This is a genomic window from Ralstonia sp. SET104, from assembly GCF_003851545.1.
Taxonomy (GTDB): domain Bacteria; phylum Pseudomonadota; class Gammaproteobacteria; order Burkholderiales; family Burkholderiaceae; genus Ralstonia.
Genome location: NZ_BHVX01000014.1, coordinates 88,807 through 102,313, shown reverse-complemented (window position 1 = coordinate 102,313; position 13,507 = coordinate 88,807). Strand labels below are relative to the sequence as shown.

The 13,507-nt window shown below is 62.5% G+C and carries 16 protein-coding genes; 5 read left to right on the top strand and 11 right to left on the bottom strand.

Features of this window, described 5'->3' with window-relative positions; translation table 11 throughout:
- Positions 1–16: 16 nt before the first annotated feature.
- The 8 genes from PSUB009319_RS17560 to flgB form a co-directional block, all read right to left on the bottom strand.
- Entirely contained in the window at positions 17–1,135 is a 1,119-nt protein-coding gene (locus tag PSUB009319_RS17560; protein ID WP_124383478.1) for a flagellar basal body P-ring protein FlgI, read from the bottom strand.
- A gap of 10 nt (positions 1,136–1,145) precedes the next feature.
- The gene (locus PSUB009319_RS17555) at positions 1,146–1,907 is read right to left on the bottom strand and encodes a flagellar basal body L-ring protein FlgH (protein ID WP_124383477.1); all 762 of its coding nucleotides are present in this window, start codon (positions 1,905–1,907) and stop codon (positions 1,146–1,148) included.
- Between the two features lie 32 nt (positions 1,908–1,939).
- On the bottom strand, positions 1,940–2,722 hold the full coding sequence (gene flgG / locus PSUB009319_RS17550; RefSeq protein WP_124383476.1) for a flagellar basal-body rod protein FlgG: 783 nt from the start codon (positions 2,720–2,722) through the stop codon (positions 1,940–1,942).
- A 52-nt stretch (positions 2,723–2,774) separates the two neighbouring features.
- On the bottom strand, positions 2,775–3,512 hold the full coding sequence (gene flgF / locus PSUB009319_RS17545) for a flagellar basal-body rod protein FlgF (protein WP_124383475.1): 738 nt from the start codon (positions 3,510–3,512) through the stop codon (positions 2,775–2,777).
- Between the two features lie 13 nt (positions 3,513–3,525).
- Positions 3,526–4,731 carry a flagellar hook protein FlgE gene (gene flgE / locus PSUB009319_RS17540; protein WP_124383474.1) on the bottom strand — a complete coding sequence of 402 codons (1,206 nt, stop codon included), beginning with the start codon at positions 4,729–4,731 and terminating at the stop codon, positions 3,526–3,528.
- A 51-nt stretch (positions 4,732–4,782) separates the two neighbouring features.
- On the bottom strand, positions 4,783–5,439 hold the full coding sequence (locus tag PSUB009319_RS17535) for a flagellar hook assembly protein FlgD (protein WP_124383473.1): 657 nt from the start codon (positions 5,437–5,439) through the stop codon (positions 4,783–4,785).
- A gap of 28 nt (positions 5,440–5,467) precedes the next feature.
- Complete coding sequence (gene flgC, locus PSUB009319_RS17530; RefSeq protein ID WP_024977566.1) at positions 5,468–5,875, bottom strand: flagellar basal body rod protein FlgC; 408 nt, start codon at positions 5,873–5,875, stop codon at positions 5,468–5,470.
- Positions 5,876–6,073: 198 nt separating this feature from the next.
- Positions 6,074–6,529 carry a flagellar basal body rod protein FlgB gene (flgB, locus tag PSUB009319_RS17525; protein ID WP_045203514.1) on the bottom strand — a complete coding sequence of 152 codons (456 nt, stop codon included), beginning with the start codon at positions 6,527–6,529 and terminating at the stop codon, positions 6,074–6,076.
- Between the two features lie 442 nt (positions 6,530–6,971).
- On the opposite strand from flgB, the gene flgA reads away from it, so the two are divergent.
- The 4 genes from flgA to PSUB009319_RS17505 all read left to right on the top strand — a co-directional run bounded on the left by flgA (position 6,972) and on the right by PSUB009319_RS17505 (position 10,060).
- Entirely contained in the window at positions 6,972–7,829 is an 858-nt protein-coding gene (gene flgA / locus PSUB009319_RS17520; RefSeq protein WP_124383472.1) for a flagellar basal body P-ring formation chaperone FlgA, read from the top strand.
- Between the two features lie 122 nt (positions 7,830–7,951).
- Complete coding sequence (flgM, locus tag PSUB009319_RS17515; protein ID WP_124383471.1) at positions 7,952–8,281, top strand: flagellar biosynthesis anti-sigma factor FlgM; 330 nt, start codon at positions 7,952–7,954, stop codon at positions 8,279–8,281.
- Positions 8,282–8,420: 139 nt separating this feature from the next.
- Entirely contained in the window at positions 8,421–8,882 is a 462-nt protein-coding gene (locus tag PSUB009319_RS17510) for a flagella synthesis protein FlgN (RefSeq protein ID WP_124383470.1), read from the top strand.
- A gap of 461 nt (positions 8,883–9,343) precedes the next feature.
- Positions 9,344–10,060: a response regulator transcription factor gene (locus PSUB009319_RS17505; RefSeq protein WP_124383469.1), complete on the top strand. Its 717-nt coding sequence runs from the start codon at positions 9,344–9,346 to the stop codon at positions 10,058–10,060.
- A 128-nt stretch (positions 10,061–10,188) separates the two neighbouring features.
- Here the strand turns inward: PSUB009319_RS17505 and PSUB009319_RS17500 are convergent, their stop codons facing one another.
- The 3 genes from PSUB009319_RS17500 to PSUB009319_RS17490 all read right to left on the bottom strand — a co-directional run bounded on the left by PSUB009319_RS17500 (position 10,189) and on the right by PSUB009319_RS17490 (position 12,639).
- Positions 10,189–11,250 carry a porin gene (locus PSUB009319_RS17500; protein ID WP_124383468.1) on the bottom strand — a complete coding sequence of 354 codons (1,062 nt, stop codon included), beginning with the start codon at positions 11,248–11,250 and terminating at the stop codon, positions 10,189–10,191.
- 259 nt (positions 11,251–11,509) lie between these two features.
- Positions 11,510–12,238 carry a GntR family transcriptional regulator gene (locus tag PSUB009319_RS17495; protein ID WP_124383467.1) on the bottom strand — a complete coding sequence of 243 codons (729 nt, stop codon included), beginning with the start codon at positions 12,236–12,238 and terminating at the stop codon, positions 11,510–11,512.
- Between the two features lie 110 nt (positions 12,239–12,348).
- On the bottom strand, positions 12,349–12,639 hold the full coding sequence (locus PSUB009319_RS17490; protein WP_124383466.1) for an H-NS family nucleoid-associated regulatory protein: 291 nt from the start codon (positions 12,637–12,639) through the stop codon (positions 12,349–12,351).
- A 176-nt stretch (positions 12,640–12,815) separates the two neighbouring features.
- Between PSUB009319_RS17490 and PSUB009319_RS17485 the strand changes: the two genes are divergently transcribed.
- Positions 12,816–13,481 carry a hypothetical protein gene (locus PSUB009319_RS17485; protein WP_124383465.1) on the top strand — a complete coding sequence of 222 codons (666 nt, stop codon included), beginning with the start codon at positions 12,816–12,818 and terminating at the stop codon, positions 13,479–13,481.
- Positions 13,482–13,507 lie beyond the last annotated feature (26 nt).

The window sequence follows — 13,507 nt, the reverse complement described above, 5'->3', positions numbered from 1 at the left end:
CGTGGCCTCTCCAGCGTCAGATGATTTCCAGATCGGCGCGCAGCGCGTTGGCCGCTTTCATCGCCTGCAGGATCGAGATCAGGTCTTGCGGGTTGGCGCCAATCGCGTTGATGGCCTTGACCACATCGGCCAGGTTGGTGCCGCCCTTCACGTTGATGAGGCTGCCGCCCTGCTGCTTGACCTCGATGTTCGAGCGCGCTCCAGCCACCGTCTGCCCTTGCGAGAACGGTGCCGGCTGGCTCACGACCGGCTCCGTGCTGATGGTGACCGACAGGCTGCCGTGCGCCACCGCGCAGGGCTCAAGCTTGACGAGCTGATTCATCACCACCGAGCCCGTGCGGGCGTTGATCACCACGCGTGCAGCGGCCAGGGCTGGCGTCACGTCAATGTTCTGCAGCTTGGCAAGAAAGCCGACGCGGTCCGACGCCAGAGCCGGTGCGCGCACGTTGATCGTGCGGCCGTCTGCGGCCTGCGCCGTTTCCGAGCCGAATTGCTTGTTGATGGCAGTGACGATGTTCTGCACGGTGCCGAAATCCGTCGTGCCGGTATCGAGCTGGATGCTGCCGGCCTCGCCCACCGTGGCCTGCACGGCACGCTCCACCGTTGCCCCGTTGGCGATGCGGCCGGCGCCAAGCTGGTTGATCTGCACCTTGCTGCCGTTGGCCGACGCGCCCGCGCCGCCAATCACCACGTTGCCTTGTGCCAATGCGTACAGTTGGCCGTCCACACCCTTGAGCGGCGTGAGCAGCAGCGTGCCGCCGCGCAGGCTCTTGGCGTTACCAATGGACGACACCGTCACGTCGATGGTCTGGCCTGGCCGCACAAAGGCAGGCAGCGTGGCCGTCACCACCACGGCGGCGGTGTTCTTGAGCTGGATGCTCGCACCGGCCGGCACGTTGATGCCGAACTGCGTGAGCATGTTGTTGAAGCTCTGGACCGTGAACGGGGTTTGCGTGGTCTGGTCGCCGCTGCCGTCCAGCCCCACCACAAGGCCGTAGCCGATCAGCGCGTTGTCGCGCACGCCGGCAACGGTGGTCAGATCCTTGATGCGGTCGGCGTGTGCCGTTGTCGGAACAACCGCAGCGATTGCGCTCAGTGCCACCAGGGCCGCGCCAATGATTCGATGCAAAGTCATGGCAGATCCCTTAGAACGGCGACACAGTCAGGAAGAACCGCGACAGCCAGCCCATCTGCTGGGCTTCAGCCACATAGCCTGTGCCGCGATATTCCATGCGCGCGTCTGCCACCTGGGTGGACAGCACGGTGTTCTGATTGTTGACGGTGGTGGGGTTGACCACGCCCGAGAACTTGATCGACTCGGTGCCCTGGCCCACGGCCATCTGCTTCTCGCCGCTCACCACCAGGTTGCCGTTGCCCAACACCTCCACCACCGTCACGGTAATGGTGGCGGTGAAGTTGTTCTGCGCGCCGTTGGCGCCCTTGCTATCGAACTTGTTGGCGTCGCTGGCCGACACGCCCAGCAGCGACAGCACGCCGGGGTTCATGCCCGCGAAGGTCGGCACCGAAGCGCTCATGCTGCCGGTGCGGTTCACGCTGCCCGAAGTCTGCTTGCTGGCGGCGGTGTTCTCGGTGATCACGATGGTGATCGTGTCGCCCACCATGTGTGCGCGGCGGTCTTCAAACATGCCGCGAAAACCACCGCTGCCCGATGCCACTTCCTGGTAAATCGCCCCGTTCTGGCGCGGCGCCATCACCGGCATTGGTGGGCGCGCGGTGGTCGGACCTTGCACGATCGGGGCCGGCGGCGGCAGCATGCCGCACGCCGTAGCGAGCAAGGCGGCCGTGCCAAGCACGGCCAATCGAACAATGCGAACAACGCGAACAGCGGGCACAGCGCGGCCGCTGTGCTTGCCATCCTGGGGCGAGTAAACCGGGGGGGTATGCATCGCACTACATCCTCAAAAACTGCGCCGTCAGCTCAAAGCTGCGACAGCTTCTCCAGCATCTGGTCGGAGGTCTGCACCGACTTGCTGTTGATCTCGTACGCACGCTGCGTCTGGATCATGTTGACCATTTCTTCCACCACGTTCACGTTGGACGTCTCAACGTAGTTCTGATTGAGCGCGCCCACGCCGTTCGAGCCCGGGTTGGCCAGATTGGCGGTGCCCGAGGCTTCGGTTTCGGCGTACAGGTTTTCACCCATGCTGCGCAGGCCAGCCGGGTTGATGAAGCTGGCCAACTGGAACGTGCCCACCTGCGTGTTGTTGACCGTGCCCGGCGTGGTAACCGTCACAACGCCGTCCTTGCCGATGGTCAGGCTGGTGGCGTTTTGCGGCACCGTCACGGCCGGCTGAACCGGGTAACCGCTGGAGGTCACGAGCTGCCCCTGCGCGTTGATCTGGAAGCTGCCGTCACGCGTGTAGGCCAGCGTGCCGTCAGGCATCTGCACCTGGAAGAAGCCGTTGCCGTTGATGGCCACGTCGGTCGAATTGCCGGTCTGCTGCAGGTTGCCCTGCGTGTGCAGACGCTCGGTGGCGACAACGCGCGTACCGGTACCGATCTGCATGCCCGAAGGCAGCGTGGTCTGTTGCGACGACTGGGCACCCGGCTCGCGCACGTTCTGGTACAGCAAGTCTTCGAACACGGCGCGCGAGCGCTTGAAGCCCGTCGTGTTGACGTTCGCCAGGTTGTTCGAGATGACATCCAGCTGCGATTGCTGGGCGTCCATCCCGGTTTTGGAAATCCACAGGGAGCGAATCATGTTCGAGTCCTTGGTTGATTCAATTCATTGCGCCAGCGCCAGATGTGGCACATCAGGCGTGGCGCAGCAGTTCATTGGCCGACTGGGCGTTCGTGTCGCTCGTGTGCAGCGATTTCATCTGCATTTCGAGCTGACGCGAGATTTCGATCATGTTGACCAGCGAGTCCGTCAGGTTGACGTTGCTGCCTTCCAGCGCCCCGCCAGTCACACGCACTTTTTCATCCACGCTGGCGTCTTGCCCGTCGCGCTGGCGGAACAGGCCGTCGGCGCCGCGATCGATGTTCGACGGATCAATGCTCACCAGCTTCAGGCGGCCCAGCGACACGGGCGGCGTGCGGCTGTCAGCGCTGATCGCGTTGACCGTGCCGTCCTTGGCGAACTGCACCGTGGTGTTGGGCGGCAGCGTGATCGGGCCGCCGTCACCCAGCACGGGCTGGCCAGAGAGCGTCTGGATCGTGCCGTCGGCGCTCAGTTGGAACGTACCGGCGCGGGTATAAGCCTCGCTGCCGTCCGGCGTCTGCACGGCAAAGAAGCCCTGGCCCTCGATGGCCACGTCCAGATTGCGGCCGGTGGTCTCGATCGGGCCGGGCGCGAGGTCCGTCCCGATGGCCGAGGCCATCACGTAGCTGCGCGTGGGCGAGCCGTCGCCTTGCACACCGACCGTATGGAACGCGTCGATCTGCGCCTTGAAGCCGGTGGTGCTGGCGTTGGCGAGGTTGTTGGCGCTGGCAGCCTGTTGGTCGAACAGGTGCTTTACGCCAGTCATCGACACGTAGATCGAGCGGTCCATGCGGGGCTCCTAATCAGCGCATGCTCACCAAGGTCTGGAGGATGGTGTCCTCCGTCTTGATGGTTTGTGCGTTGGCCTGGTACGAGCGCTGGGCGACGATCATGTTGACCAGCTCGGCAGAAAGATCCACGTTCGACTGTTCGACCGCCGACGACTGCAGCAGCCCGAACGAGCCCATGCCCGGCGTGCCCAGACCCGGTGCGCCCGAGTTGGAGGTTTCTACCCACTGGTTGCCGCCGATATTCTGCAGGCCTTCGGGCGCCTTGAAGTTGGCCATCGCGATCTGGCCCAGCACCGAGGTGCGGCCATTCGAATAGCGGCCGGTGATGGTGCCGTCGGTGCCCACCGAGTAGCTGGCCAGTCGCCCGGTGGCATAGCCATCTTGCGTGACGGTCGTGTCGTTGAAGCCGCCGCCGTACTGCGTGGTGCCCGTGAAGTCGATATTGCTGATGGTCATGCCGGCAAAAGCCACGGGCACCTTGCTGGGCGTCGAGGTCAACTGGCCGCTGCTGTTGAAGGTGAGCGTCGTGACCGGGTTACCACCGGTGGGGTTGTTGCCGTCCACCTGCGAGTAGACATTCCAGCCGGTGCCGGTACGCACGTAGTAGTTGGTCAGCATGTGCGCCGTACCGGTGCCGTCATACACCTGCTCCGACACCGAGTGATTGAACGTGGCCGAGTTGGTGGCCGAGAACGGCGTGGTGGCCGGCACCGTGGCCGCCGCGTCCAGGTTGATGGCGAACGCGGTGTTGGTCGTCGCCAGCGGGGCCAGGTCGTTGACCGGAATCCGCAGGTTGGTCAGCACGGCCGTGTTGACCTTGCCGGTGGAATCCACGCCGTAGCCGGTCAGGTTCTGGCCGGTGGCCGAGATGATGTAGCCGTTCTTGTCGGTCTGGAACTGGCCGTTACGCGTGTACGACACCTGGCCGCTGCTCGTATCGACCATGCGGTAAAAGCCCGTGCCGTTGATGGCGATATCCAGCGGGTTGCCGGTGATGGTCACGTTGCCCTGCGTGAACGACTGCGACACCTTGGTCACGCTCACGCCCTGGCCAATCTGGTTGTCGGAGGCACCCACCAGCGAGCGCGCATACACGTCGCCAAACTCGGCGGTCGACTTCTTGTAGCCGACCGTGTTGGCGTTGGCCACGTTGCTGCCGATCACGTCGAGGTTCTTGGAGGCGGCGTCGAGACCGCTCAGGCCTTGCTGGAATCCCATAATGTTCTCCCGTAAATAAAGAAAGCGCGGGGTTGACCCGTGATGGACCCGTTATTGAATGGTGGTGACGTCCGACAGCTTGGCCGTATTGCCCGAGGCCAGTTGCAGTTGCGTCGTTCCGTTGGTGATGCTCACGCCCGTCACCTTGTCGGCGCCGGTGGCGTTGGCCGTGGCGGCCTTGCCGCCAAGCGTGGCGGAGACCGAGATGGTGTACTTGCCGTCTGCCACCGTGGCACCGCTGTTGTTCTTGCCGTTCCAGGTGTAGTTGCCGCTGCCGGCGGACATCTGGCCCAGATCGACCGAGCGCACGGTGTTGCCGTTGGCGTCCTTAATGGTCACAACCACATCGTCGGCGCCGCTGGGCACCGAGATGCCGAAGTTGGCGGTGCCAGAAGCCAGCGTCAGGTTGGACGACGGCACCTGCACAGTGCGCCCGATCAGCGACGACGCCTGCGTAGCCGCGCTCTGCGTCGCCATGCTCGCCATCGTGGTGTTCAGTTGCTGGATACCATTCACAGTGTTGATCTGCGCAAGCTGCGAGGTCATCTGCGAGTTGTCCATCGGGTTGAGCGGATCCTGGTTCTTCAACTGCGCGACCAGCAGTTGCATGAACGTGTTCTGCAGATCGGTGCCGCTGGTGATGGCAAGCTGGTTGCCGGAAGTGGTGCTCGCGGCGCCAGTGCTGCTGGTGGTTGAGCTGACGGTCATGTTCGTGTCTCGCTGGGAATGATGCCGCTTACTGGCCCAGGGTCAGAGCCTTGGAGGCCATCGTCTTTGTGGTGTTGGCGACTTCCACATTGGCCTGATACGAGCGCGACGCAGAAATCATGTTGACCATTTCGTCCACCACGTCGACGTTCGGCATCGTCACGTAGCCGTCAGCATCGGCCAGCGGGTTGCCCGGCTGGTGCATGCGCTTCATGGGGGTGACGGTGTCTTCCACCACGCGGTCGACCGACACGCCGGTGGCGTAGTCGTCAGACTCCTGCACGGGTGAGAACACCACCTGCTTGGCGCGGTACGCCTTGCCGTCCGGGCCGGTCACGCTTTCGGCGTTGGCCAGGTTGGAGGCGACCACGTTCATGCGCTTGGATTGCGCGGTGAGCGCGCTGCCCGCTACATCCATCACCTTGAATAGCGACATGTTGATTCCGATGTCTTCAAACACTGTTGCCGGCACTGCTGCCGGACCGATCCGGTTGTTCTGCATGGCGGCTTGCTCCGGACCAATGTTTCCCGGCCCGGAGCGCCACACAGTTCCCGCCCCTCTTTCGCCGCGCGTGATTGCTGCGCGGTCGTCTTAATGCCTGTCTGCTGCTCTCGTTGTTCTTGCGACGTCGCGCTAGCTGTTCTGAATGGCCGCCAGCATCGACTTGATCTTCTGCGTCACGATGCTCAGATCGGCCTCGTAGCGCACGGTGTTATCGGCAAAGCGCATGCGCTCGCCATCCATATCCACCGTGTTGCCATCAATGGACGGCTGCTGCGAGGTGCGGTACTGCACCTCGCCCTGCAGCGCCTTGGTCTGCTGGGACAGCGATGCCTGCATCAGCGACACATCGCCGGCTGGTGCGCCGTCCACCGTCAGGTGGCCTGCAGCCGTTGCCGTCATCGGCAGGCTGTTACCGCTTTGCTGGCCGACCGCCTTCTGCAGCGCCGACTGAAAATCGAAGTCGCGCGCCTTGTAGTTCGGCGTATCGGCGTTGGCGATGTTCGAGGCCAGGATCTGGTGCCGCTGCGAGCGCAAGTGCAGCGCCTGCTCCTGAAAACCGAACAACTGATCCAGCTTGTCGACCATGTCTGTCATTCCTTGCGCGTGGCGCCCTGGTTAGGGTTGCCATCCGCCGGGGTTGCGTTCTGTACTGCGTTTGTATTGCGTGTTCTCTTGGGCCGGAGAACCCGGCACCAGCGGCCCCTTCAAAACCGCTGATGCCGTCTCCAAAACCGCTGAACCGCTGTCATGCTGAGTTGCCGTCATGCAACCTCAGTGGAAAAGACCTGTCTGCGAATCCGGCAACCGGCTGAAGAATGGGCAACCTCGCCGTCTACCGGGGCAGGCTGCACGGCCTGAAACTGCACAACAGCCGCACAACGCCAGGGACTTCACCACGTTGCAAAGTCTAGGGGCCGGTGTGCAAGACCATTCGTCCGAATAAGGGGGGGATTGGCCGACATTTCCGCATTTGGCGCTCGCGCACGCGTGGCTACACTTCACCGGACATTTGATGAAGGGGCTTTCCATGTCCACGCGGTTTGCGCGCAGCGCCCACCACCCGATCCGACCTGCCGCCACGGCCACGCCGCTGGCTGGGCGCCAGCGCAAGCTGCTGTTGATCCTGGCGCTGGGTCTGCTGGCAAGCCTGGCGCACCCGATCCTGGCGCACGCCCAGGGCATGATGCGCGTTGGCTACCCGCCGGCCCAAGCCGCGCAGCAGCCGATGCAGCCCACGACCATCCAGGGGCCGAGCGCCATCCAGATGCAGATCCAGCAACAACTGCAATCACAGTTGGACATTCTGGGCGGCACGAATGAGACGGGTACGCCACGTGCATCGGTCGAAGTCGGCCCCGTCGATGCCCGCGTGGCCAACCAGCCCTGCGACCAGATCGACCTGATGCTGCCAGCGGCCAACCGCCTGCGCGGCCGTATACAAGTGGGCGTGCGCTGCCGCTCGCCACACGCCTGGGCGGCGTGGGTGCCGGCCACGATTCAAATCACGGGGACGTATTACGTTGCCTCGCACCAGTTGCCGCCGGGCAAGACGCTGGATATGGGTGATCTGGAAGCCCGTACGGGCGATCTGTCGATGCTGCCGGCCTCGGTCGTGCAGCAACCGGCCGATGTGGTGGGGCGTGTGCTGCTCACCAGCGTGGCCGCCAGCCAGCCGCTGCGCGCCGAAAGCCTGCGCCTACCCATTGCCGTGCAGGCAGGCCAGACCGTTAAGCTCATCGCCGAGGGCGGCGGCTTTCAGGTCAGCAGCGATGGCCGGGCGCTGAACCAGGCTGCCGTGGGCCAAGTCGCGCAGGTGCGCACTGCCAATGGCAACGTCGTCTCTGGCATTGCACAGTCTGTGGGCGTCGTGGCGATCCAGTTTTAAGACGAGATTGATAACGATTGATCACTTTCACACTGTGATGTGTTATCGATACCTGCCGCTAAAGTTTGCGCCGGGGTTGGCCGATATGGGTGATAGGATGAACGCGCTCTTCGGAGACACCCGTGAAAATCAACCATATCGTGAACAACACACCGGCCGTTGCGCCGACCAAGGATGCTGCGTCCGGCGCATTGTCCGGGTCTGCGCGCGCGACCGGCTCGTCCCCGGCCACTACGGCCTCGGGCGCCGCGCGCAGCCACGACGATTCGCCGTCGCTGTCGGTCCAACAAGTCTCGCGCCAAGTGGGCAGCGGCGACTTCAACGCCGCGCGCGTGGAGCAGATTCGCAGCGCCATTCAGAACGGCACGCTCAAGATGGATGCGGGCAAGATCGCCGATGCAGCGCTTTCCGACGCACGGTCGCTGCTCTCCACACAGTCCAAGAAGGTCTGACGGGGGTTTCCCGTCGTCCGTGCCCTGTATTTTCTGACGCCGCCGGTCGGAGGGTTTCCAGCCTTCGACTGATCGCGGCAGGGCGGTGTGCCAGCCGGCGGCTGCCCAAGCTCCACGCTTATAGGTAGCCACCATCACCATGGACAACACACTGCTGATCCGCACCCTTGCCGACGAGCAGGAACTGCTGCGCGCGGCCACGCTCACCCTGGATGCCGAAGCGCAGGCGTTGCGCGATGGCGACATGGCTGAGCTCGAGCGCATCACCCAGACCAAGCAGAAACAGCTCACCGCGCTGGCCGAAGCCGACCGTGAACGCCGCCTGTGGTGGGCACAGCACGGCGGCGCCGATCCGTACGGGCTGGTCAAATACCTGCGCACCGATGAAACCGCCAGTCGCCTGTTCGACGAGAACCTGGCCCTGGCCCGCCTGCTGCGTCAGCGCAACATCGACAACGGCACCCTGATCGATCTGCGCCTGCGCGCCACGCAAAACGCGCTGTCCGTCCTGCACGCCGCCAACAACGGCGGCGGCACACCTTACGGCCGTGACGGCAAACAACCGCTGTCGATGCCGCGCTTCTCGGTCGTCGCGCAATAAGCCACCACAACGCGTTTTCTTGCGACAAATGCGCCGCTTTACGCTCACGTCAATGGGCGTGAAGTGGGGCTAGCTGCTGCTGCCTGATCCTGCTATGTATAGAGGGGTCTAGCGCTCCACCGATCGGGGTAAACAAAAAGGTTTACATCCCATTGATGGGTGCAACAAGCATGCTGGGGATTTATTCTGCGATTTTTGGCGGGATTAGTCCTCCGCGCCTGGCGACATAAACAAGAAAAACCGGAAGGAAGTTGCGCCTGATTGGCGTGCCAAGGTTTCGGCCCGGTGGCACCGCACTGCGGTGACTGCCGGTTGAACGGGGAAATATACCGAAACCGCACGCCAGAAGCATTTCTACAAGCACGGCTGCATTGATTTTGGGCCCTACTGGTCCAAAGAGGCGCGGCGACAAGCTGATTCCGGGAAATGGGCAAACAAACCATAACCAGACAGGCGGCGCAGTGAAATCAATCGTAGTAGAGGCACACCCTTTGGTGCGTGCCGGCGCGACCCATGTGTTGCAATCCTTGCCGGCCATTACTGAAGTAGTCAGCATTGAGCCGGACGAAGCCTTTTTTGAGAACCTCGCGGCGCATGCGGACGCCGAACTGGCCCTGATCGGCCTGCCGTTACCCGGCATCGACGATCTGCCGGCCCTCTCCCGGCTGTTGCAACAGCCGCATCCCCGACACGTCGCCGTACTGGGCGAAACCGATTCTGCTGCGCATGTGCGCGCACTCATGCAATTGAATGTCTCGGCGTATCTGCTGAAAAGCTATTCCGGCAAGTTAATTGCAGCCGCATTGGAATTGGTGCTCGCCGGCGGCCGTTATGTGCCGGCGTCCATCGTGCTGACCCGGCCTGAAGCCATTGCGGCAGGTTCAGCCAATGGTAGTAACGATTGTGCATTGCTCGGCCTGACGCAGCGTCAATATGAGATTCTGGTCTTGTTATCGCGCGGGCATCCGGTCAAAACCATCAGCCGCATGCTCAGCATTTCAGAGGCGACAACCAAGGCGCATATCAACGCGCTATATCGCCGGCTGGAAGTACGCAGCCGCACCGAGGCCGTGTTCGTTGCCACGCAGCGCGGGGCCATGCTGCTGAATCAGCCGCACATTGGCGCAGAGCTCCCATCGTCGCTCTCGCCGCCGCTGCGCCTGGCGCGCACCGGCTGACGCCCCGCGCTTTCCCGCTTCTTCTTCGCACAACAAAAAACGGCGCCCGGAATCCGGACGCCGCTGTAAATACCCGCCCACGCTGTCGAGACGTGGGCGATGACAAGGAAAAGCAGATCGCGAAAGACTTAGAACTTTGCGCGAATGCCAACGCCGAAGGTATCGGCGGTCGACAGGTCCGACACCTTGTCGCGGAAGTACGCCGCATACACATCGGTGCGCTTGGAAAGCGAATAGTCGTAGCCCACCGCCCACGTGTTGCGCTTCACATCCGCCGCGCCCGAGGTCTTGGTGTAGGCATACGACGCCAGCACTGCACCCGGGCCCACCGGAATCGACACACCCAACTGGCCGCCATTGCTCTTCGCATCGCCCGTGCTGATCGTGTTCTTGATGTACTGGTATTGGCCGTACAGCTTGACCACGCCAAAGTCGTACGTGGCGCCCAGTTGCCCCGCCGTCTGGCGCGAGAAGCCCGCCACCAGGCTGTTCAGGTCACCCGGCGCGCCGTCGTAGCGCACCTGCTGAAACGCCGCTGTGGCTGCAAAGTTGCCGCGGAAATACAGCAGGCTGCCGCCCCACTTGTTCTGACCGTTGTGGCCAGCCTGCTCGCCAGCGCCGTAGATCAGGTTGGCCGTCAGGCCGCCCATGTCCGGCGTGGAATACATGATCGAGTTGTCCCAGCCCGAATCGCCCACCAGGCCCGAAATGCCCGCAGCGCCCGTACGGCCGTTGCCAAGGTAGGTGTGGAACACCATCGGCGAGAAGGTGTACGAGTCGATGAACGGATTAAACAGGATCGTCGAAACGAAGTACGGCGGCGTGTTGCGGCCAAGCTTGATCGAGCCCCAGGTGTTCGACTGCAGGCCGACAAACGAATTACGCGCGAAGAAATGGTCGCCATCAAAGCGGCCCGATTTGCCCGTATCAGGGCGGAAGAACGCTTCCAGCGTAAAGATCGCCTTCAGGCCGTTGCCCAGATCTTCATTGCCTTTCAGGCCCCAGTACGACGTCGACATGCCGCCCGAGTTGACGCCCCAGGCGCGGTCCTGGCCCAGGTTCTTGGTGGCGCCCGCCCAGGCATCCACCTGGCCGTACAGCGTCACGGACGACTGGGCCTGCGCCGCACCTGCGCTCAGACCAGCGGCAGCGGCCAGCACTGCCAGCGTAAAACGTCGCTTGAATTGCATTATTGATTTCTCCCTCTTGTCGTTCCGATGTGTTGAATCGATTGAATCAGCTTGATGGCGACGGGTGGCTCAACCCGCCCCGCTGAGATGGCGCGCTGAACGCAACAGCCGTGCCAATACACTGTCGGCAAAGCGTCGCTTCACAAATGAATACGTTTTCTTGGGAAGGGGCGCAGACTAGCTTGAATACACTGGACGGACAAGTCCCCATTGCGGGGTGTGTGGCGCCGTTTCTGCACCGGACTGGCGCAGTGTGCTTCTAGTCGTTTTGCAGCACGCGGATGTCGACTTCGCGCGTATAGCGTTCAGGGGAAAAATCGCAGTAGGTGAGGGAGATCGGCACGTCGGCCACGCTATAGCCGATGCGGCGCACACGCGCCAGCGGCACGCCCGCTTCCAGGCCAAGCTGGGCGGCCTGGTGGGCGTCGGCCACGCAGGCCAGCGGCGCCTCGCGCGAGCACGCGATGGTCAGGTTGGCGCGCTGAAAGACCTGTACGAACAGACGATCTTCAAAGTCGCGCGCCTCAAGCATCGCTGCCAGCCTTGATGTCAGCCACGTACGCAGCAGCATGATGGGTTGCCCTTCCACCTGGGCGCGGCGCTCGACAAACGCCACCTGCGCACCAACCGCCACGTCAAGCGCGGCGGCTACGATTTCGTCGGCCGGCTCAAGTCGAAATGCACTGACCGTATAGACGGCGCCTGGCACGTATTCCAGCGCCGCGTCGGACTGGCCCGGCGCATAAAGAACCGGCCGATGCGGCCCCACGCGATCGAGCACCACGCTGCGCTGCCCGCGCGAGCGCTTGAGCAACCCGCGCGCTGCCAGCTCGTTCAGCGTGCGGCGCGCCGTCAAACGGGATACGCCGTAGCGCTGGGCAACTTCGTTTTCGCTGGGCGCGATGCTGCCGGCCGACAGGGTTCCGTGCAGGATGTCGAGCCGAATGCGGTCGGCCAGTTCGAGGTATTTGGGCAGGCGGAGCGTCATGCCGTTGTTATACAGGAACGACCATCGCACACGCCAATGCAAATGGCCCACTGTGCGGGTGGGCCATTTGCGGTGCGCGCTTACACGCGCGTCAGGCAGCGCCTGACAAATCAGGCGATCAGGAATTTGTCGCGGTTCTTGCCGATCCAGGCCGGGGCTCGGCCACGACCGGACCACGTTGCGCCCGTCTTCGGATCGCGATATTTGGCCGGCACCGGCGCTTTGGCCCCTGCACGGCGGCCGCGACGCTGAGCCAGGCCCAGGTCTTCAGCCGTCAGGCCATATTCGGCAACCGTCTGCCGCACTTGCTGGACAACCGCTTCCAGTTCCTTGGCGCGCGCAGTTTCGATCTGCTCTTCCAGTTTGGCCTTTTGTGCAACCAATTCCTTGTATGTCGCCATATGCGCTCCTAATAAAGTCTGGTATGAAGTCTGGTGTGGATCAGATATTAGATCAATTGTATTCATAACTGAAATAAAATTTCAACGTTTTTGATCGTAGCCCTTCAAACCGCGCCACTAAGCCAAGAATCAACTCGTGGCACACCGGATGCTCAGGCTTCAACCGGAAAGTTCGATTGACGCATCGGATTAGCGTACGCGATCATGCAAGGCCGCAAACCGGTATCGCGTTGCATTTCAGTGCCATCACCATAGCAAGCGCTGCTGGGTCCCGCAATTCGAGCTTTTTCCGCAAACGGCAATCTGAGGTATCGCAGCGGTACTGCAAACGCAATATCAATTCATACGCAGGCCACCGCCTCGCCGAACATGCATTGCACCGCGATTGCACCGAAATTGCACCTGCCATGGCAGGCCCATTTGGGCGGCCGGCAAAACGATTCAAAGCAACACCCTCTTGGTTGCAGTTGGATGAGACAACGATGAATTCGCCCTTGCCGCGTCGTTTTTACTATCTGCTTTCGCTCTTTGGCGTACTGGTGTGCATCCTGTTTGCCGCCGCGACGTTTTTCTTTCCAGAGCGCTCAGTCGAGCGGATCAGCGCCTATTTCATTCTGACAATGGGGACATGCGTCTTGATGTGTGCAATCGGGTTAGCACTGACGCATCGCTGGATCGATCAGCATTTTGCCGCGCGGGAAACCGGCAATGCGCCGGATGTCGAAACGCAAACACCGCCCGCAGCCCAGTCGGAGCAGACTGTTTTGAAACCGGCCCCGCAAACAGACAACGCCGCGGCCGGCAAAGCAAATTCGCAATGTGTTGCATCGACCACAAACTAGACTTTGCGCCGCGCAAGACTTTTGCG

What these genes read in the sequence shown, in the direction of transcription:
- flgB (WP_045203514.1), bottom strand. Translation starts at nt 6,529, where the DNA reads ATGGTCGACAAGCTGGATCAGTTGTTCGGTTTTCAGGAGCAGGCGCTG.
- PSUB009319_RS17500 (WP_124383468.1), bottom strand. Translation starts at nt 11,250, where the DNA reads ATGCAATTCAAGCGACGTTTTACGCTGGCAGTGCTGGCCGCTGCCGCT.
- PSUB009319_RS17560 (WP_124383478.1), bottom strand. Translation starts at nt 1,135, where the DNA reads ATGACTTTGCATCGAATCATTGGCGCGGCCCTGGTGGCACTGAGCGCA.
- flgA (WP_124383472.1), top strand. Translation starts at nt 6,972, where the DNA reads ATGTCCACGCGGTTTGCGCGCAGCGCCCACCACCCGATCCGACCTGCC.
- flgG (WP_124383476.1), bottom strand. Translation starts at nt 2,722, where the DNA reads ATGATTCGCTCCCTGTGGATTTCCAAAACCGGGATGGACGCCCAGCAA.
- flgE (WP_124383474.1), bottom strand. Translation starts at nt 4,731, where the DNA reads ATGGGATTCCAGCAAGGCCTGAGCGGTCTCGACGCCGCCTCCAAGAAC.
- PSUB009319_RS17555 (WP_124383477.1), bottom strand. Translation starts at nt 1,907, where the DNA reads ATGCATACCCCCCCGGTTTACTCGCCCCAGGATGGCAAGCACAGCGGC.
- PSUB009319_RS17510 (WP_124383470.1), top strand. Translation starts at nt 8,421, where the DNA reads ATGGACAACACACTGCTGATCCGCACCCTTGCCGACGAGCAGGAACTG.
- PSUB009319_RS17490 (WP_124383466.1), bottom strand. Translation starts at nt 12,639, where the DNA reads ATGGCGACATACAAGGAATTGGTTGCACAAAAGGCCAAACTGGAAGAG.
- PSUB009319_RS17495 (WP_124383467.1), bottom strand. Translation starts at nt 12,238, where the DNA reads ATGACGCTCCGCCTGCCCAAATACCTCGAACTGGCCGACCGCATTCGG.
- PSUB009319_RS17535 (WP_124383473.1), bottom strand. Translation starts at nt 5,439, where the DNA reads ATGACCGTCAGCTCAACCACCAGCAGCACTGGCGCCGCGAGCACCACT.
- flgC (WP_024977566.1), bottom strand. Translation starts at nt 5,875, where the DNA reads ATGTCGCTATTCAAGGTGATGGATGTAGCGGGCAGCGCGCTCACCGCG.
- flgF (WP_124383475.1), bottom strand. Translation starts at nt 3,512, where the DNA reads ATGGACCGCTCGATCTACGTGTCGATGACTGGCGTAAAGCACCTGTTC.